This is a genomic window from Rathayibacter sp. VKM Ac-2926 (assembly GCF_022815565.1).
Classification (GTDB): domain Bacteria; phylum Actinomycetota; class Actinomycetes; order Actinomycetales; family Microbacteriaceae; genus Rathayibacter; species Rathayibacter festucae.
In genome coordinates this window covers 194,129-211,666 of sequence record NZ_JALGRS010000004.1, presented here as the reverse complement: position 1 = coordinate 211,666, position 17,538 = coordinate 194,129, and the positions used below count along the sequence as shown (strand labels likewise).

Here is a 17,538-nt window from a genome sequence, read left to right as displayed (position 1 = left end):
CCCCCCCCCCCCCCCCCCCGACGCTGTGTCCGTTTTCTGCGCCGCTCCCTGCGCGGCGCAGCGCGGTCGGCTCGGGGAGGTGGTCGCGTTCTGCAGAGCGGGGTGCGGGCGGCGACGGCGATTCGCTGGCACGCGAATCGCCGGATGCGCCTCGTGGGGCGCGGCGATACGGTGCGCGACTCTCCGAGGGGTGGGCGCGTCTTCGGCTCGTCGGAACGGCGGGATCCGGCTGCTCGTCCGCCGTGCTGGGGACGGTGGGTCTCGATACGCCCCTGCGGGGCTACTCGACCAGCATGGCCGGGCGCTGCCGAGGTGTCCGACGGAGCGAGCCGCAGGCGATGCGGTCTGGTTCCCAGGACTGTGGGCGAGGGCTTGCGGTGAACGACCGCCCTCGCGGCACGAGGCGTATCCGGCGATCCGCGTTCCAGCGGATCGCCGTCGCCGCACCGCACCGGCCCTGCGGAACGCGACCATGCAGGGAGCGGACGCGCCTGCGCCGCGCGATGCGCGGCGCAGCCCGCGTTCCGCTCGGTGTGACGGGGCTACGCCCCGTTACACCGACCGGAACGCGGCAACAGCATTGTGCCCCCCGAACCCGAAGGAGTTGGAGAGGGCGACGAGGGGCCCTGCTCCGAGGTCGCGCGGGCTGGTGACGACGTCGAGCGGGATCTGCGGGTCCTGGTCGAAGAGGTTGATGGTGGGCGGGGCGGTGCGCTCGTGCAGGGCGAGGACGGTGAAGATCGCCTCGAGGGCGCCGGTGCCGCCGAGGAGGTGGCCGGTGGCGGCCTTGGTGGCGGAGACGGCGATGTTCGGGAGGTGGTCGCCGAACACGCGGGCGAGGGCGCGGTACTCGGCGATGTCGCCGACGGGGGTGCTGGTCGCGTGGGCGTTGACGTGGGTGACGTCGGTGCGGGCGGCGCCGGCCTGCTCGAGAGCCTCGATCATGGCGCGGGCGGCGGCGGAGCCCTCGGGGTCGGGGGCGGTGATGTGGTACGAGTCGCTGGTGACGGCGCCGCCGGCGAGCTCGGCGTAGATGCGGGCGCCGCGGGCGAGCGCGTGCTCCTCGGTCTCGAGGACGAGGGTGGCGGCGCCCTCGCCGAGGACGAAGCCGTCGCGGGAGACGTCGTAGGGGCGGGAGGCGGTGGCCGGGTCGTCGTTGCGGCGCGAGAGGGCCTGCATCGAGGCGAAGGCGGCGAGGGGGAGCGGGTGGACGACCGACTCGGTGCCGCCGGCGATGACGACGTCGGCGAGGCCGCGCTGGAGGTGCTCGTAGGCGTTGGCGATCGCCTCGGTGCTGGACGCGCAGGCCGACACGTCGGTGCGGGCGTAGGCGCGGGAGGGGATCGACATGCTGATCGCGGCAGCGGCGGCGTTGGGCATGAGCATGGGGATGGTCATCGGGAGGACGCGGCGGGGGCCGCGCTCGCGCAGGGTGTCCCACGCGTCGATGAGGGTCCAGAGTCCGCCGATGCCGGTGGAGTAGTCGACGCCGACGCGCAGCGGGTCGACGTCGGTGATGCCGGAGTCGGCCCACGCCTCGCGGGCGGAGATGAGGGCGAACTGGCTGGAGGGGTCGAGGCGCTTGGCCTCGGGCCGGGGGAGGACCTCCTCCGGGCGCACCTTCGCCTGCGCGGCGAAGGTGACGGGGAGGTCGAGCTCGGTCACCCAGTCGGCCTGGATCGTGCTGACGCCGGACTCTCCCGCGAGAAGGGCGTTCCAGGACTCGCGAGCGGTGCCGCCGAGGGGCGTGCTGGCTCCGATGCCGGTGACGACGATTTTCTTGGGACTCATGACGACGATCTCTGTTCCGTGACGGGTGGGTTCCGGGCGCACCCCGGCCGGGCTCAGGGCCCTGGCCGGGGTGTCCGCCGCGAGGACGGGAAGCGCGGGGCGCTGGTTACGCGGAGGCCTTGACGATGAAGGTGACCGCGTCGCCGACCGTCTTGAGGTTCTTGACCTCGTCGTCCGGGATCTTCACGTCGAACTTCTCCTCGGCGTTGACGACGATGGTCATCATCGAGATGGAGTCGATGTCGAGGTCGTCGGTGAACGACTTCTCCATCTCGACGGAATCGGTCGCGATGCCCGTCTCGTCGTTGACCAGTTCGGCCAGGCCGGCGAGGACTTCTTCGTTGGACAGTGCCATGGTTCTCTCCTTGAGGGGTGTTCGATCAGGGTGTTTCGACTCGGTGTACGTCGAGATCGAGGTGTTCGTCGTGTGACCGTAGGTCAGTTTAGGGGTGGGCCTGCGCCCCCTAAGGGAGCACCACGACCTGCGCGCCGAAGACGAGTCCGGCGCCGAAGCCGATCTGCAGGGCGAGTCCGCCGCTGAGCTCGGGGTGCTCCTCGAGCAGGCGGTGGGTCGCGAGCGGGATGGAGGCGGCCGAGGTGTTGCCGGTCGTCTCGATGTCGCGGCCGATGGTCACGGTCTCGGGCAGCTTCAGCTGCTTCGCGAGCTCGTCGATGATGCGCATGTTCGCCTGGTGCGGGATGAAGGCGGCGAGGTCCTCGGGCGCGACGCCCGCCTCGGCCAGCGCCTGCTTGGCGACCTTGGCCATCTCCCAGACCGCCCAGCGGAAGACGGAGGGGCCGTCCTGGCGCAGCGTCGGCCACTCGGCGACGCCGTCGCGGTAGGCGGCGAGCGGGTTGTCCATCCCGACGGTGTCCCACTTCGAGCCGTCGGAGCCCCAGACGGTCTTCGAGATGCCGGCGGTGTCGCTCGGGCCGACGATCGCGGCGCCGGCGCCGTCGCCGAGGAGGAAGGAGATGCTGCGGTCGGTCGACTTCACGATGTCGGAGAGCTTCTCGGCGCCGACGACGAGGACGTACTCGGCGAGGCCGGAGCGGACGAACGAGTCGGCCTGGGCGATGCCGTAGGTGTACCCGGCGCAGGCGGCGGAGATGTCGTAGGCGGGTGCCGGGTTCGCGCCGATCCGATCGGCGAGGAGCGCCGCCAGCGACGGGGTCTGCACGGTGTTGCTGATGGTGGAGACCAGCACGAGGCCGATCTGGTCGGCGCGGATCCCGGCCTTCTCGATCGCCTCGAGCGAGGCGGTCGTCGCGAGGTCGACGGCCTGGATCTCGGAGGAGGCGCGGCGGCGCTCGACGATGCCGGTGCGCTGGCGGATCCACTCGTCGGAGGAGTTGATCGGGCCGACGAGGTCGTCGTTCGGGACGACGAGGTCGCCGCGGGCCGCGCCGATGCCGAGGATGCGGGTGTACTGGCTGCCGCTGGACTGGGTGAGGGAAGGGGTCGTCATGGGTCTCTCCTGCTAGGCGGCGTGCTCGTCGATGAAGGCGCGGGCGGCGTCGAGGTCGTCGGGGGTCTTGATCGCGAGGGTCGGGAGTCCCTTGAGGCCGCGCTTGGCGAGGCCGACGAGGGCGCCGGCGGGGGCCAGCTCGATCAGGCCGGTGACGCCCGCCTCGGCGAAGGCCGCCATGCAGAGGTCCCAGCGGACGGGCGAGGCGACCTGGCCGACGAGCAGCTCCAGGAAGCGGGAGCCGCTGTCGACGACGGAGCCGTCGTTGTTCGTCCAGAGGCGCAGCGTCGGGTCGGCCGGGGTGATCGAGGCGGCGACGCCGGCGAGGGCGTCGCGGGCCGGCGCCATGTAGCGGGTGTGGAAGGCGCCGGCGACCTGGAGCGGGACGACGCGGGTGCCGCGGAGGGGCTCGTCCTTCAGCGCCTGCAGGGCGTCGACCGCGCCGGCGACGACGATCTGGCCGCCGCCGTTGTAGTTGGCCGGCTCGAGGCCGAGCTCGTCGAGGCGGGCGAGGAGCGCCTCCTCGTCGCCGCCGAGGACGGCGCTCATCGCGGTGGGGGTCGCGGCGGCCGCGGCGGCCATGGCGCGGGCGCGCTCGCGGACGAAGACGAGGGCGTCGGGCTCGGAGAGGACGCCGGCTCCGGCCGCGGCGGTGATCTCGCCGACCGAGTGGCCGGCGATGCCCGCGATGCGCTCGCGGCGGCCGCCCTCGAGCAGTGCGGCCAGGCTGACCAGCCCGGCGGAGACGATCAGCGGCTGGGCGATCGCGGTGTCGCGGATCGTGTCCGCGTCCGAGACGGTGCCGTGGGCGGCGAGGTCGATGCCGACCGCCTCCGAGTGGGCGGCGACCTGCTCGGCCACCGAGGGGACGGCGAGCCACGGCTCGAGGAATCCGGGGGTCTGGGAGCCCTGACCCGGGGCGACGACGACGATCACGCTTTCAGTCTTCCGATCCGCGCCGGTTCGTGCGGCGCTCTGAGGTACTGACAAACCACAAAGAGCTTGTGGCGGTTCTACAACGGGGTGCGAGGAGGGGTGCGGCTCACTTGCGGGTCGGACGGCGGCGGACCGCTCCGTCCGGGTCGCTCATCGAGCCGAGGATGAGGGCCGACTGGAGGATGAGCGCCTCGCGAGCGCCCGTCGCGTCCCAGCCGATCACCTCCGCCACCCGCTTCAGGCGGTAGCGGACGGTGTTGGGGTGCACGAAGAGCTCGCGGGCCGTCGCCTCCAGCGAGCGGCCGTTGTCCAGGTAGGCCCACAGCGTGGTGAGCAGCTCGGTCGAGTGCTTCTGCAGCGGCTTGTAGATCTGGGTGATCAGGCTGTGCCGGGCGAGGGGATCGCCGGCGAGCGCGCGCTCGGGGAGGAGGTCGTCGGCGTTCACCGGCCGCGGGGCGTTGCGCCAGGAGCGCGCGACCGCGAAGCCGGCCAGGGCGGCGCGGGCGCTGCGCGAGGCCTCGACGAGCGTCGGCACCTCGTGGCCGAGGACCAGGTGACCGGAGCCGAAGCCCGGCTCGAGCGCGTTCGCGATCTCGAGGAAGGCGACCGGCGGGCCGGTCTCGTCCGTCGCGTTCTCGCTCGGCTCGGCGCGGCCGATCACCAGCACGAGCCGGCTGCCCTGCACGCCGATCAGCACGTCGGCGCTCATGTGCCGGGCGGTGCGGCGGAGCTGGTCGACGTCGAGCATCTTCGGCGCGGTGCCCACGAGCACCGCGACCTCGCCGTGGCCGTGCCAGCCGAGGGCCGCGATGCGGCTCGGCAGCTCGTCGTCGGCCTCGCCCGTGAGGATCGAGTCGACGACGAGCGCCTCGAGCCGGGCGTCCCAGAGGCCGCGCGCCTCGGCCGCCCGGGCGTAGACGTCGGCCGCGGCGAAGGCGATCTCGCGCGAGTAGAGCAGGATCGCCTCGCGCAGGTCCTCGCCGCGGTTGGTGATCCGCTCCTCGACGACCTCGACGGTGACCTTGATCAGCTGGAGGGTCTGGGTCAGCGAGACGGAGCGGAGCAGCTCCCGGGGAGCCGCTCCGAAGACGTCGGCGGCGATCCACGGCGTCGCCGAGGGGTCGTCGAACCAGGAGATGAACGAGGTGATGCCGGCCTGCGCGACCATGCCCACCGCGGAGCGGCGGCCCGGGGGCATGCTGCCGTACCAGGGCAGCGTGTCCTCGAGCTTCTTGATGGTCTGCGTGGACAGCTCGCCCGAGAGGGTCCGCAGCCAGGCGAGGGTCTGCTCCTTCGTGCGCGGAGCGCCCGGCCGGGTGGCCGGACGCTCCGCGGAAGGGGCGGTTCCCCGCGTCGTCGACTGCGCGTCGTCGGAGGAGAGCACCGAGCCGTCCGTCAGTTATCGCCGCCGGCGTTGCCGGTGGTGCCGGCGTTCACGTCGTGGAGGCTGTACTTCTGGATCGCCTGGGCGGAGAGCGAGGGGTCGACCTCGCCGCGCTTGGCGAGCAGCTGCAGCGTGCGCACCACGACCGACGGTCCGTCGATCTTGAAGTGGCGACGTGCGGCGGCGCGGGTGTCCGAGAAGCCGAAGTCGTCCGCTCCGAGCGTCGCGAAGTCGCCCGGGATGAACTGGCGCAGCTGGTCCGGGACCTGGTGCGAGAAGTCCGAGACGGCGACGAAGGGGCCCTTCGCGTCGGCGAGCTTCTGCGTGACGTAGGGGACCTGCGCCTCGTCCTCGGGGTAGAGGAAGTTGTGGTGCTCGGCGTTGATGCCGTCGCGCCGCAGCTCGTTCCACGAGGTGACCGACCAGACGTCGGCCGAAACTCCCCAGTCCTCGGCGAGGAGCTTCTGCGCCTCGATCGCCCACGGCACGGCGACGCCGGACGCGAGCAGCTGGGCCTTCGGGCCGTCCCACTGACCCCAGGAGACGCGGTGGATGCCGCGGACGATGCCGTCCACGTCCACGTCCTCGGGCTCCTTCGGGTGCACGATCGGCTCGTTGTAGACCGTCACGTAGTACATGACGTTCGGGTCCGGGTGCTTCCCGCCGTACATCCGCTCGAGACCGGACTGCACGATGTGCGCGATCTCGTAGCTGTACGCCGGGTCGTAGCTGACGACGGCCGGGTTGGTGGCGGCGAGGATCGGCGAGTGGCCGTCCGCGTGCTGGAGGCCCTCACCGGTCAGCGTGGTGCGACCGGCGGTCGCCGCGATCATGAAGCCGCGGGCCATCATGTCGCCCGCCGCCCAGATCGCGTCGGCCGTGCGCTGGAAGCCGAACATCGAGTAGAAGACGTAGACCGGGATGAGCGGCTCGCCCTGCGTCGAGTAGGACGTGCCGACCGCGGTGAACGCCGCGAGCGCGCCCGCCTCGTTGATGCCGACGTGCAGGATCTGACCCTGCGGGCTCTCCTTGTAGGCCAGGAGCAGCTCGCGGTCGACCGACGTGTAGTGCTGGCCGCGCGGGTTGTAGATCTTCGCGTTCGGGAAGAACGCGTCCATGCCGAAGGTGCGGGCCTCGTCGGGGATGATCGGGACGACGCGGTTGCCGAAGTCCTTCGAGCGCAGGATGTCCTTCAGGATGCGGACGAACGCCATGGTGGTGGCGATCTCCTGCGTCCCGGAGCCCTTCTTGCCGATCTTGTAGGCCGAGTCGTCCGGCAGCGAGAGCTGGGTGTACTTCGACCGGCGCTCGGGCAGGTAGCCGCCGAGCGCGCGGCGGCGCTCCTGCATGTACTCGATCGCCTCGTCGCCCTGACCGGGGTGGTAGTACGGCGGGAGGTAGGGGTTCTCCTCGAGCTGCGCATCCGTGATCGGGATCCGCATGGTGTCGCGGAAGCCCTTCAGGTTGTCGAGCGTCATCTTCTTCATCTGGTGGGTCGCGTTGCGGCCCTCGAAGCTGCGGCCGAGACCGTAGCCCTTGATGGTGTGGGCGAGGATGACGGTCGGCTGGCCCTTGTGCTCCGTCGCGGCCTTCATGGCGGCGTAGATCTTGCGGTAGTCGTGACCACCGCGGCGCAGGCCCCAGATCTGCTCGTCGCTGTAGTCCTCGACGAGCTTCTTCGCGCGCTCGTCGCGGCCGAAGAAGTTCTCGCGGACGTAGGCGCCGTCCTCGGTCTTGAAGGTCTGGAAGTCGCCGTCGGGCGTCTTGTTCATCAGGTCGAGCAGCGCGCCCTCGGTGTCGCGGGCGAGCAGGTCGTCCCACTCGCGGCCCCAGATGAGCTTGATGACGTTCCAGCCGGCGCCGCGGAAGAACGACTCCAGCTCCTGGACGATCTTGCCGTTGCCGCGGACCGGGCCGTCGAGGCGCTGCAGGTTGCAGTTGATGATGAAGTTGAGGTTGTCGAGGCCGTCGTTCGCGGCGACCTGGAGCTGACCGCGCGACTCGACCTCGTCCATCTCGCCGTCGCCGAGGAACGCCCAGACCTGCTGGTCGGAAGCGTCCTTGATGCCGCGGTTGGTGAGGTACTTGTTCGCCTGCGCCTGGTAGATCGCGTTGATCGGGCCGAGGCCCATCGACACGGTCGGGAACTGCCAGAACTCCGGCATGAGGCGCGGGTGCGGGTAGCTGGAGAGCCCGCCGCCCTGGTGCGACTTCTCCTGGCGGAACCCGTCGAGCTGGTGCTCGCTCAGGCGTCCCTCGAGGAAGGCGCGCGCGTAGGGGCCGGGGGAGGCGTGGCCCTGGATGAAGATCTGGTCGCCGCCGCCCGGGTGGTCCTGGCCGCGGAAGAAGTGGTTGAAGCCGACCTCGTAGAGCGAGGCGCTCGACGCGTAGGTCGAGATGTGCCCGCCGACGCCGATGCCGGGGCGCTGCGCGCGGTGCACGAGGATGGCCGCGTTCCAGCGGATCCAGGCGCGGTAGCGGCGCTCGACGTCCTCGTCGCCGGGGAAGTCGGGCTCGTTCTCGGCCGCGATGGTGTTGATGTAGTCCGTCGTCGGCACCATCGGAACGCCGAGGTGCAGCTCCTTGGAGCGCTTGAGGAGGCTGAGCATGACGTCGCGTCCGCGACCGGCACCCCGCTCCTCGACGAGCGCGTCCAGCGACTCGTTCCACTCCGACGTTTCCTCGGGATCCGAGTCGACGTGTCCGACGGAATACGGGTCCTGATCGTTAACAGTCACCCTCGACCTCTCTCTGGGGGCAGATCGTGCCCGAGACATCACTCTCATGAAGCGGTGCGGATCCGCGCGCAGGACCCTCGGATGACGAGGAGCGCGCGGGCACCCGTGCAAGCCTAGCGATTCCGGTCATGTGTGGCGATCCACGACGGAACCGCACAGGGCACTGTGGGATTTCTCCATCCGAACCGCGTCCAGCGGCCGATCGTCGCGGTCCCTTGGCCGATCGGCGGAGCAGGTCTAGCATTGCCCCTCGTGCTCGCGCGACATTCGTGCGCATGGAAGGACATCGTCCGATGGCTCTCGAGAAGCTCACGCTGGCTCCCGACTTCGAACTCGCGAACCAGTACGGCGAGCGCATCCAGCTCGGCGACTTCCACGGGCGGCGCAACGTCGCCCTCGTCTTCTTCCCGCTCGCCTTCTCCGGCACCTGCACCGGCGAGTTCTGCGCGCTGCGCGAGAACCTCTCGCTGTTCGAGCACGCGGAGGTCGAGCTGATCGGCATCTCCGTCGACTCCAAGCACACCCTGCGCGCCTGGGGTGAGAAGCAGGGCTACGACTTCACGCTGCTCTCCGACTTCTGGCCGCACGGCGACGTCGCCAAGCAGTACGGCGTCTTCCTCGAGGGCAAGGGCTACGCGACGCGCGCGACCTTCCTCATCGACAAGGAGGGCGTCATCCGCGACACCTTCATCACCGCGCCCGGCGAGGCCCGCTCGATGGACGACTACCGCGCCGCGATCGACGCGCTCACCCCGGCCCACGCCTGACACCCTCCGCGAGATGCCACTTGTGATCGCCTTTCACGGCGTGTCGCGCTCATAAGTGGCATCTCGCGGACGGCCGATGCGCGTGCACAGGCCAGGGCGTCAGTTGAGGATGTTGACGGCTCGGGAGATGACCAGGGCGAGCAGGACGAAGCCGGTGACGCCCTCGAGGGCCATCAGGAGCTTCACCCGGCTGGACAGCGGCATCGTGTCGGTGGGGCTGAACGCCATGGTGTTCGTCGTCGAGACGTAGAGGTAGTCGACGAAGCCGGGACGCCAGTCGGCCTTCTCGGAGGAGCCGACCGCGACCTCGCTGACGGTGTCGCGGTAGGTGTCCTGCGGGAAGGCGAAGTCGGCGGGCGGCAGCTGCGAGCGCTCGAGCGTGCCGCGGGAGACGGGGCCGCCGCGGTCGAGCTCCCAGTAGATCAGCGCGTAGGCGACGACGTTGGTGACCCAGACCTGCAGTGCGGTGAGCAACAGGAGCGGGCCGTCGGCGGATCCGTCGACGAGGTCGATCACGACCCGGCCGACGTTGATCTGGTTCGCCGCGGCGAGCACGACCGCGAGGGCGATCGAGACTCCGCGCGACCAGCGGGTCTCGGTGTCCAGGCGCCGCGGGTTGACCACGAACAGCGGGATCAGCAGCGCGAGCGTCAGGACCGCCGCGGCGATCCGGACGACCGAGGTGCCGGGATCGTGTCCGACGAGGTTGAGCGCCACGGCCACGAGGATCGCGGCGGAGGCCGGCCAGCGGCTCTCGGCCCGGCGCCTCGCGCGGGTGTCGTCCGTGTCCGCCATGCGCCGAGAGTAGCGCTGCGAGCCGTGTCGTAGGATCGATCCGATCGTCCGCGGCCCGGCCGCGACGGGGGCCTTTAGCTCAGTTGGTAGAGCGCCACGTTTACACCGTGGATGTCATCGGTTCGAGCCCGGTAGGGCCCACAGGAGAGCCTCGCGGGACCTCGGGTCAGCGGGACTGGCGGCGCTTGTAGGGCTTGGGCTGGCCCTTGACGACGGGGGCGCGGCCGGTGCCCTTCGAGGCCTTGGCCTTGCCGCCGGACTTGGGGGCCTCCTCCGGCTCGTCGCCGAGGGCGGCGAGCTCCTCGCGGGCCGAGGCGAGGCGCTGGCGGCCGGCGGCGGTGAGGGTCGTGGCGGCGGCGCCGGGCTCGAAGAGCGGGCGGCCGAGGTCGAGCTCGACGGCGGCGACGGAGGAGTCGAGCTTCGCGCGGGAGATGCCGAGCTTCTCGGCGGCGCGCACGAAGTGGAGCTCCTCGGCGACGGCCACGAAGTGACGCAGCTGGCTGATCTTCATGAGGAACCCTTCGCGGCCGCTCGCTGCGACCGCCTCCACCCTAGGTGGACCCCGGCGCGCGGCGGACACGCGCCCCGGCGCGGACGGACCGTCGCGGACACCCGCCCGGTCGACACCGGCCCTACGCCGACGGCGTCAGCCGCTGGTCGCCGACGACGCCGAGCAGCCGGAGGGCCTCGGCGGAGGCGGGCGATCCGGCGCGCGGCGTGAGCACCAGCAGCACCTGCGCCTGGTTCTCGGTGAAGAGGGCCTGGCAGTCGACGTCGATCTCGCCGACCTCGGGGTGGCGCAGGGTCTTGTGGTCCTCGAAGCGGGCGGTGACCTCCTGGAGCTCCCAGTAGCGGCGGAACTCCTCGCTCCGACCGAGCAGCGACTCGATGATCCGGGCGGCCAGCGGGTCGGCGTCGGGTGCCGCGGCGGCGAAGCGCAGCTGGGCGGTCTGCATCCGCCCCTGGTGCTCGTGCTCGCGCTCGGGGTAGCTGCGCCGGGCCTCGTCGGGGTGCGCGAACCAGCGGTGGATGCCGCTGCGGTCCAGTCCGGTCCAGTCGGCGCCGTCGCCGAAGAGGGCGCGGGCCAGACGGTTCTGCACGAGGGTCTCGCCGAGTTCCGTGATCACCAGCGCCGGGGTGTCCTCCAGGCGGTCGAGGACGCGGAGCAGCCCGGGGGAGACGTGCTCGTCGCGCCGGTGCCGCGCGGGCGGGGTCTGCCCGGCGAGCCGGAAGAGGTGGTCGCGCTCGTCGAGGTCCAGGCGCAGCCCGCGGGCGATCGCGGTGAGCATCTGCTCGGACGGCTGCGGTCCGCGCTGCTGCTCGAGCCGCGACCAGTAGTCGGCGGACATGCCGACGGCGGCGGCGATCTCCTCCCGGCGCAGGCCCGCGGTGCGGCGGCGCGCTCCGGGCGGCATGCCGACGTCGGACGGCTGCAGCCGCTCGCGTCGGCCGCGGAGGAACTCGGCGAGCGCAGGTCTGTCCATGCGCTCATCCTGCCGGTCCGCGCGCATCGCGGACCAGGGAGCGCCGATCCCTGGATCGTCCAGCCCTTCCGGCCCGCGCGGCACAGGGCGACGCTGGGGTCAGCCGGGCGGGACAGCCCGGGACACGGAGGAGACCACATGAAGACCACGGGCAGCACCATCCTGATCACCGGCGCGACCTCGGGCATCGGCCGGGGCCTCGCCGAGCGCTTCCTCGACGCGGGGAGCACGGTGATCCTCGGCGGTCGCCGCAGCGAGCTGCTGGACGAGTTCACGGCGGCCCACCCCGGTTCGCACTCGGTCGTGATCGACGTCACCGACCCGGAGTCGATCGCCGCCGCGGTCGAGACGGTCACCCGGGAGCACCCCGACCTCGACGTCGTCGTCACGATGGCCGGCATCATGCTGCCGGAGGACCTGCAGGACTCGGGGCACCTCGACACCGCCGCGGCCATCGTCGAGACCAATCTGCTCGGCACGATCCGCACGCTGACCGCCTTCACGCCGTGGATCGCCGCGAAGCCGGACGGCGTGCTGATGACCGTGTCCTCGGGGCTCGCGTTCGTGCCGCTGCCGGCGACCCCGACCTACAGCGCGACCAAGGCCGCGGTGCACTCCTACACGCAGAGCCTGCGGGCGCAGCTCGCGGAGACTCCGGTGCAGGTGATCGAGCTGGTGCCGCCGGCCGTCCAGACGACGCTGATGGGGCAGCAGGACGACCCGAGCGCGATGCCGCTGGAGGAGTTCCTCGACGAGACGGTGCGGATCCTCGCCTCCCAGCCGGAGGTGGAGGAGGTGCTCGTGGACCGGGTGCGCTTCCTCCGCGACGCCGAGGCCGAGGGGCGCCACGCCGACGTGCTGGCGCTGCTCAGCGGCCGCCACTGAGCCCGGAGCGGGCCGTCGCCGCCGCGGGGCCGCCGTTCAGCGTCTGTTCTCCGACAGGTGTTGCGCTGGAGCGCTCTCACACCTACCCTCGCGGGCGTGGCCGGAACCCGAAGCCGGCCGCGGAGGAGGCCATTGTGGGCGCGCTCGTCTACAGCGGTGTGGCCTCGATCGACGGCTACACCGTCGACGAGACCGGGGACTTCAGCTGGGCCACGCCCCGCCCCGAGGTGCACCGCTTCATCAACGAGACCGAGACCGGGGTGGGCACGTACCTCTACGGCCACCGGATCTACGAGACCATGCGCGGCTGGGACGCGGGCTACGAGCTCGCCGAGCAGTTCGCCTTCATCCACGACTTCCAGGAGATGTGGCGCGCGGCGGACAAGGTCGTCTACTCGACGACGCTGCCCGCCGTGCGCACCCGCCGCACCCGGCTCGAGCGGACGTTCGATCCGGTGAGCGTGGCGCAGGAGGTCCGCTCGAAGCCGCACGACGTCTCCGTCGGCGGCGCGACCCTCGGGGCGCAGGCACTCCTGGCCGGCGTGGTCGACGAGATCCGCTGGTACGTGGCGCCGATCGCGGTGGGCGGCGGGACGCCGTTCCTCCCGCACGGCTTCCGCAGCCGCCTCGAGCTCCGGCAGCAGCGCAGCTTCGCGGACGGAACCGTGTTCCTCCGCTACGGCGTGAAGCCCTGAGGAGGAGCGACGCGGGCGCCGGTCAGGCGCGGGCCGGCTCGTCCGCGCCGACCAGTGCGGCGATCCGGGCGGCGATCCGCGCGCCCTGCGCCCGGCCGGCCTGCGCCGCGGCGGGACGGACCTCGGGGTCGAGCGAGTTCGGGCCGAAGGCTGCGATCGACGCCTCGTCCGCATAGACGACCTCGACGCGCGAGCCCGACAGTGCCTCGAGCTCGGCGGTGGGCAGAGTGCCGACACCGGGCGAGCCGATCCCGGACATCGGCGTGATGACGACCACCCAGTCGGCGCCGGCGGCGAGGTCGGCGTTGCTCCCGGAGCGCACGCCGCCGTCCATGTAGCGGACGCCGTCGATGCTCACCGGCGGCCAGACGCCGGGCACCGCGCAGCTGGCGGCGATGGCGTCGACCAGGCCGACGCCGCTCGTGCGGTCGAAGACGGTGAGCGCTCCGGTGGCGGTGTCGATCGCGGTGATCAGGAGGCGCTGCTCGGGCCAGTCGGCGTCGGCGATCCGCGCGGCGATGACGTCGCGGCGGGACTCCTCGGAGAGGGTCGCGGTCTCGAGGGCGAGCACGCCGATGCGGCGCCGGGCGTCCTCGGGCGAGGTCGCACCCTCGATCGCTGCGGCGTAGCTCGCCTGCAGGCGCTCGACGTCGACGACGGCGCCGATCTCGGCGGACTCCTCGCGCAGCTGGGACTCGTAGGCCTCGTCGAGGCCGACGGAGGTGCTCAGCTGCGAGGCGACGGCGGAGCCGGCCGAGGTGCCGATCAGGGTCGTGGCGGGGTCGAGGAGGAGGCGGGCCGCCTCGGGCGAGGCGTCGCTGAGGCCGCGGACGATGCCGAGCTCCCAGGCGATTCCGGCGAGGCCGCCTCCGGCGAGGACGAGGGCTCCGGGCATGGGTGGTCCTTTCGATGGTGCGGTGAGGGGTGCTGCCAGCCTGGCCCCCGAGGCTGGGAGGCGCCGGCCGGTGGCGCGTGTCCGGCGGTGGTCAGGCGCGGGCTGCGGCGATGGCGTCGGCCGCGAGCCGCGTCGAGCTGTCGCGGTCGCGGAGCCAGAGCGGGACCGAGTGGACGCGCAGACCGGTGCCGTCGAGGGCGCCGACGGCCGCCGCGTCCTCCTCGCCGACCAGCCAGGCGTCGAGCAGGCCGCCGGTGGAGCGCGCGCCGTAGTGCCGGCCCACCGCCTCCGCCGAGGTCTCGACCCCGATGGCGGGCAGGCAGTGGTCGGCCATCCCGCGCACCACCGCGCCGCCGATGATCGGCGAGACGCCGACGACCGGAGCCGAGGTGGTCCGCACGGCCTCCGCGATGCCGGGCACGCCGAGGATCGTCCCGATCGACACCACCGGGTTGGACGGGGCGATCAGGACCGCGTCGGTGTCGGCGATCGCCTCGAGCACGCCCGGGGCGGGACGCGCCTCCTCGACGCCCTGCTGCACGAAGCGGCGGGCGGGCACCGACGCGCGCAGCCGCACCCACCACTCCTCGAAGTGCAGCAGCCGGACGCCCTCGCCGGGCAGGTCGACCTCGACGTGGGTCTCGACGTCGGAGTCGGACATCGGCAGCAGGCGGACGCCGAGCGGCCAGCGCGCGGTGATCCGCTCGGTGGCCTCGGACAGGGTGAGCCCGTCGCGCAGCATCGAGGTGCGGGCGAGGTGGGTGCCGATGTCGAGGTCGCCGAGGGTGAACCACGGCCAGCCGACACCAAACGCGGTCAGCTCGGCCGAGACGCGCTCGCTCTCGCCGGCCCGGCCCCAGCCGCGCTCGGTGTCGTTGACACCGGCCAGCGCGTAGGTGAGCGAGTCGAGGTCGGGGCAGACCTTCAGGCCGGTCAGCCACATGTCGTCGCCGGTGTTGGCGACGACCGTGATCTCGGAGGGACCGCCGCCGGCCGCCTCGAGGTCGCGGAGGTGCTCGCGGACCGCGGAGGTGAAGCGGGCGCCGCCGACGCCGCCGGCCAGGATCGTGATGCGCATCCGTCGACGCTACCGCGGACCGCGGACACCGCGGATTCCGAAGGACCGGCGCCTTAATGCTGCGGATCCGCGCCGGAAACACCCGGGAAACGTCGGAGGACGACGATGAACCCCTGTCCGGCGCGCGGAGCGGAAGCGGTCATTGCCTTCGACCCTCGCGCGGACCACAGTGAGACCACGGCCCCTCGGCCCCGCCTCCCGCGTCTCGCGGGACCTCGGCGGAGCCTCGACCGGGCCGACCGAAGCATGGAGGTACCGATGACCATCGTCCGCGCAGCGATCACCCAGACCACGTGGACCGGCGACAAGGAGTCGATGCTCGACAAGCACGAGCAGTTCGCCCGCGACGCCGCCGCCCAGGGAGCGCAGATCGTCTGCTTCCAGGAGCTGTTCTACGGCCCGTACTTCGGCATCACCGAGGACAAGAAGTACTACCGCTACGCCGAGCCCGCCGACGGCCCGATCGTGCAGCGCTTCGCCGCGCTGGCCAAGGAGCTCGGCACGGTGATGATCCTGCCGATCTACGAGGAGGACATCACCGGCGTCTACTACAACACCGCCGTGGTCGTCGACGCCGACGGCACGATCCTCGGCAAGTACCGCAAGCACCACATCCCGCACCTCGACCGCTTCTGGGAGAAGTTCTACTTCCGCCCCGGCAACCTCGGCTACCCGGTCTTCGACACCGCCGTCGGCAAGGTCGGCGTCTACATCTGCTACGACCGGCACTTCCCCGAGGGCTGGCGCGAGCTGGGCCTGAACGGCGCGCACATGGTGTTCAACCCGAACGCGACCAAGCCGGGCCTCTCGAACCGCCTGTGGGAGGTGGAGGGCCCGTGCGCCGCCGTGGCGAACGGCTACTTCGTGCTCCAGCCCAACCGGGTCGGCCGCGAGGACAACGAGTACGGCGAGCTGGCCGTCGATTTCTACGGCACCAGCCAGGTGATCGACCCGCGCGGCGACTTCGTCGGCGAGCGCGGCTCGGGCGACAGCGAGGAGGTCCTGATCCGCGATCTGGACCTCGACATGGTGCAGCAGATGCGCGACGACTGGCAGTTCTACCGGGACCGCCGTCCGGACTCGTACACGAGCATCGCCACGCCCTGACCGCCGACGAACCGACCGCGCTACCGCCGCAGCACCGGAACCACCGAGGAGCATCGATGAAGACCCTCATCACGAACGGCACGGTCGTCAACGCGACCGGCACCGCCACCGCCGACGTCCTGATCGACGGCGAGACCATCGCCGCGGTGCTCGCGCCCGGCTCGACGCTGCTGGGCTTCGACCTCGCGGCGAACGTCGACCGCGTGATCGACGCGGCCGGCAAGTACGTCATCCCCGGCGGGATCGACGCGCACACGCACATGGAGATGCCGTTCGGCGGCACCTTCGCCTCGGACACCTTCGAGACCGGCACCCGGGCCGCGGCCTGGGGCGGGACGACCTCGATCGTCGACTTCGTCGTGCAGTACCCGGGCGAGAGCGTCGTCGACCGCTACCAGGCCTGGCAGGAGAAGGCGGCCGGGAACTGCGCGATCGACTACGGCTTCCACCAGATCCTCTCCGACGTGCAGGACTCGTCCCTGGTGGCGATGGACGAGCTGATGGACGAGGGGGTGACCAGCTTCAAGCTCTTCATGGCCTACAAGGGCGTGTTCCTCTCGGACGACGGGCAGATCCTGCGGGCGTTCCAGAAAGGCGCGTCGAACGGCGCGATGATGATGATGCACGCCGAGAACGGCGCGATCATCGACGAGCTGGTGAAGCAGTCGCTCGCCGCCGGCAACACCTCGCCCTACTTCCACGGCACCTCGCGGCCGTGGCAGGCGGAGGAGGAGGCGACGCACCGGGCGATCATGATCGCGGACCTCACCGGCGCGCCGCTCTACGTGGTGCACGTGTCGGCGAAGCAGGCGGTGGAGCAGATCGCGCAGGCCCGCGACCGCGGGATGAACGTGTTCGGCGAGACCTGCCCGCAGTACCTCTACCTCTCGCTCGAGGAGCAGCTCGGCGCGCCCGGCTTCGAGGGCGCGAAGTGGGTGTGCTCGACGCCGCTGCGCTCGAAGGCGGAGGGGCACCAGCACCACATGTGGCAGTCGCTGCGCACCAACGACATCCAGATGGTCTCCACCGACCACTGCCCCTTCTGCATGAAGGGCCAGAAGGACATGGGCGTCGGCGACTTCTCGAAGATCCCGAACGGCATCGGCTCGGTCGAGCACCGGATGGACCTGATGTACCAGGGCGTCGTGTCCGGGCAGATCTCGCTGCCGCGCTGGGTGGAGCTGACCTCGACCACTCCGGCGCGGATGTTCGGGATGTACGGGAAGAAGGGCGTTATCCAGCCCGGCGCCGACGGCGACGTGGTCGTCTACGACCCGAACGGGCACACCTCGATCGGCATCGGCGAGGGCCGCAGCCACCACATGAACATGGACTACTCCGCCTGGGAGGGCTTCGAGATCGACGGCCACGTCGACACCGTGGTCTCTCGCGGCAAGGTCGTCGTCGACTCCGGCGAGTACATCGGCACCAAGGGCGACGGGAAGTACATCAAGCGGGGCTTGTCCCAGTATTTGATCTGACCCGAAGTCCCCTTTTCCCACCGCAACGAAGGA

16 protein-coding genes and 1 tRNA gene are annotated in these 17,538 nt (G+C 71.4%); 6 read left to right on the top strand and 11 right to left on the bottom strand.

Annotation, left to right across the window (positions count from 1 at the left end; genetic code table 11):
• Positions 1-552: 552 nt before the first annotated feature.
• The 6 genes from MT351_RS07200 to aceE all read right to left on the bottom strand — a co-directional run bounded on the left by MT351_RS07200 (position 553) and on the right by aceE (position 8,318).
• Positions 553-1,791, bottom strand: a complete 1,239-nt coding sequence (locus tag MT351_RS07200; protein ID WP_243581734.1) for a beta-ketoacyl synthase — start codon at positions 1,789-1,791, stop codon at positions 553-555.
• A gap of 106 nt (positions 1,792-1,897) precedes the next feature.
• A complete protein-coding gene (locus tag MT351_RS07195; RefSeq protein WP_123445660.1) occupies positions 1,898-2,146 on the bottom strand; it encodes an acyl carrier protein in 249 nt (82 codons plus the stop codon).
• A gap of 109 nt (positions 2,147-2,255) precedes the next feature.
• Positions 2,256-3,260, bottom strand: coding sequence for a beta-ketoacyl-ACP synthase III (locus tag MT351_RS07190; RefSeq protein ID WP_123445661.1), 1,005 nt, complete (start codon positions 3,258-3,260; stop codon positions 2,256-2,258).
• 12 nt (positions 3,261-3,272) lie between these two features.
• Positions 3,273-4,196: an ACP S-malonyltransferase gene (locus MT351_RS07185; protein WP_123735482.1), complete on the bottom strand. Its 924-nt coding sequence runs from the start codon at positions 4,194-4,196 to the stop codon at positions 3,273-3,275.
• A 106-nt stretch (positions 4,197-4,302) separates the two neighbouring features.
• The gene (locus MT351_RS07180; RefSeq protein ID WP_243581846.1) at positions 4,303-5,469 is read right to left on the bottom strand and encodes a CdaR family transcriptional regulator; all 1,167 of its coding nucleotides are present in this window, start codon (positions 5,467-5,469) and stop codon (positions 4,303-4,305) included.
• Between the two features lie 122 nt (positions 5,470-5,591).
• Positions 5,592-8,318: a pyruvate dehydrogenase (acetyl-transferring), homodimeric type gene (gene aceE / locus MT351_RS07175; RefSeq protein ID WP_243581732.1), complete on the bottom strand. Its 2,727-nt coding sequence runs from the start codon at positions 8,316-8,318 to the stop codon at positions 5,592-5,594.
• A 293-nt stretch (positions 8,319-8,611) separates the two neighbouring features.
• Here aceE and MT351_RS07170 point away from each other — a divergent pair, with 293 nt between their 5' ends.
• Positions 8,612-9,085 (top strand): peroxiredoxin, encoded by a 474-nt coding sequence (locus MT351_RS07170; protein WP_123445665.1) that lies wholly within the window; start codon positions 8,612-8,614, stop codon positions 9,083-9,085.
• Between the two features lie 99 nt (positions 9,086-9,184).
• Here MT351_RS07170 and MT351_RS07165 read toward each other — a convergent pair whose 3' ends face one another.
• Positions 9,185-9,880, bottom strand: a complete 696-nt coding sequence (locus tag MT351_RS07165) for a DUF1345 domain-containing protein (protein ID WP_132437789.1) — start codon at positions 9,878-9,880, stop codon at positions 9,185-9,187.
• A 68-nt stretch (positions 9,881-9,948) separates the two neighbouring features.
• Between MT351_RS07165 and MT351_RS07160 the strand changes: the two genes are divergently transcribed.
• A tRNA-Val gene (locus tag MT351_RS07160) sits at positions 9,949-10,021 on the top strand.
• Between the two features lie 25 nt (positions 10,022-10,046).
• Here MT351_RS07160 and MT351_RS07155 read toward each other — a convergent pair.
• Both MT351_RS07155 and MT351_RS07150 read right to left on the bottom strand, forming a co-directional pair.
• Complete coding sequence (locus MT351_RS07155) at positions 10,047-10,391, bottom strand: LysR family transcriptional regulator (RefSeq protein WP_123445667.1); 345 nt, start codon at positions 10,389-10,391, stop codon at positions 10,047-10,049.
• A 121-nt stretch (positions 10,392-10,512) separates the two neighbouring features.
• A complete protein-coding gene (locus MT351_RS07150; RefSeq protein WP_243581730.1) occupies positions 10,513-11,364 on the bottom strand; it encodes a helix-turn-helix transcriptional regulator in 852 nt (283 codons plus the stop codon).
• A gap of 138 nt (positions 11,365-11,502) precedes the next feature.
• Here MT351_RS07150 and MT351_RS07145 point away from each other — a divergent pair, with 138 nt between their 5' ends.
• Together MT351_RS07145 and MT351_RS07140 are read left to right on the top strand one after the other, a co-directional pair.
• Positions 11,503-12,249: an SDR family oxidoreductase gene (locus MT351_RS07145; protein ID WP_243581728.1), complete on the top strand. Its 747-nt coding sequence runs from the start codon at positions 11,503-11,505 to the stop codon at positions 12,247-12,249.
• Between the two features lie 134 nt (positions 12,250-12,383).
• Entirely contained in the window at positions 12,384-12,944 is a 561-nt protein-coding gene (locus tag MT351_RS07140) for a dihydrofolate reductase family protein (protein ID WP_243581727.1), read from the top strand.
• Positions 12,945-12,966: 22 nt separating this feature from the next.
• On the opposite strand, the gene MT351_RS07135 is transcribed toward MT351_RS07140, so the two are convergent.
• The gene (locus MT351_RS07135; RefSeq protein ID WP_243581726.1) at positions 12,967-13,839 is read right to left on the bottom strand and encodes a patatin-like phospholipase family protein; all 873 of its coding nucleotides are present in this window, start codon (positions 13,837-13,839) and stop codon (positions 12,967-12,969) included.
• Positions 13,840-13,930: 91 nt separating this feature from the next.
• Entirely contained in the window at positions 13,931-14,917 is a 987-nt protein-coding gene (gene cofD / locus MT351_RS07130; protein ID WP_123732141.1) for a 2-phospho-L-lactate transferase, read from the bottom strand.
• A 258-nt stretch (positions 14,918-15,175) separates the two neighbouring features.
• Between cofD and MT351_RS07125 the strand changes: the two genes are divergently transcribed.
• Both MT351_RS07125 and hydA read left to right on the top strand, forming a co-directional pair.
• Entirely contained in the window at positions 15,176-16,024 is an 849-nt protein-coding gene (locus MT351_RS07125; RefSeq protein WP_243581725.1) for a nitrilase-related carbon-nitrogen hydrolase, read from the top strand.
• A 56-nt stretch (positions 16,025-16,080) separates the two neighbouring features.
• Positions 16,081-17,505, top strand: coding sequence for a dihydropyrimidinase (hydA, locus tag MT351_RS07120; protein WP_123735493.1), 1,425 nt, complete (start codon positions 16,081-16,083; stop codon positions 17,503-17,505).
• Positions 17,506-17,538 lie beyond the last annotated feature (33 nt).

Excerpts from the sequence above, each read along its gene's own strand:
- MT351_RS07125 (WP_243581725.1), top strand. The coding sequence starts at position 15,176 with ATGACCATCGTCCGCGCAGCGATCACCCAGACCACGTGGACCGGCGAC.
- MT351_RS07190 (WP_123445661.1), bottom strand. The coding sequence starts at position 3,260 with ATGACGACCCCTTCCCTCACCCAGTCCAGCGGCAGCCAGTACACCCGC.
- cofD (WP_123732141.1), bottom strand. The coding sequence starts at position 14,917 with ATGCGCATCACGATCCTGGCCGGCGGCGTCGGCGGCGCCCGCTTCACC.
- MT351_RS07200 (WP_243581734.1), bottom strand. The coding sequence starts at position 1,791 with ATGAGTCCCAAGAAAATCGTCGTCACCGGCATCGGAGCCAGCACGCCC.
- MT351_RS07165 (WP_132437789.1), bottom strand. The coding sequence starts at position 9,880 with ATGGCGGACACGGACGACACCCGCGCGAGGCGCCGGGCCGAGAGCCGC.
- hydA (WP_123735493.1), top strand. The coding sequence starts at position 16,081 with ATGAAGACCCTCATCACGAACGGCACGGTCGTCAACGCGACCGGCACC.
- MT351_RS07150 (WP_243581730.1), bottom strand. The coding sequence starts at position 11,364 with ATGGACAGACCTGCGCTCGCCGAGTTCCTCCGCGGCCGACGCGAGCGG.
- MT351_RS07135 (WP_243581726.1), bottom strand. The coding sequence starts at position 13,839 with ATGCCCGGAGCCCTCGTCCTCGCCGGAGGCGGCCTCGCCGGAATCGCC.
- MT351_RS07145 (WP_243581728.1), top strand. The coding sequence starts at position 11,503 with ATGAAGACCACGGGCAGCACCATCCTGATCACCGGCGCGACCTCGGGC.
- MT351_RS07155 (WP_123445667.1), bottom strand. The coding sequence starts at position 10,391 with ATGAAGATCAGCCAGCTGCGTCACTTCGTGGCCGTCGCCGAGGAGCTC.
- MT351_RS07195 (WP_123445660.1), bottom strand. The coding sequence starts at position 2,146 with ATGGCACTGTCCAACGAAGAAGTCCTCGCCGGCCTGGCCGAACTGGTC.
- MT351_RS07170 (WP_123445665.1), top strand. The coding sequence starts at position 8,612 with ATGGCTCTCGAGAAGCTCACGCTGGCTCCCGACTTCGAACTCGCGAAC.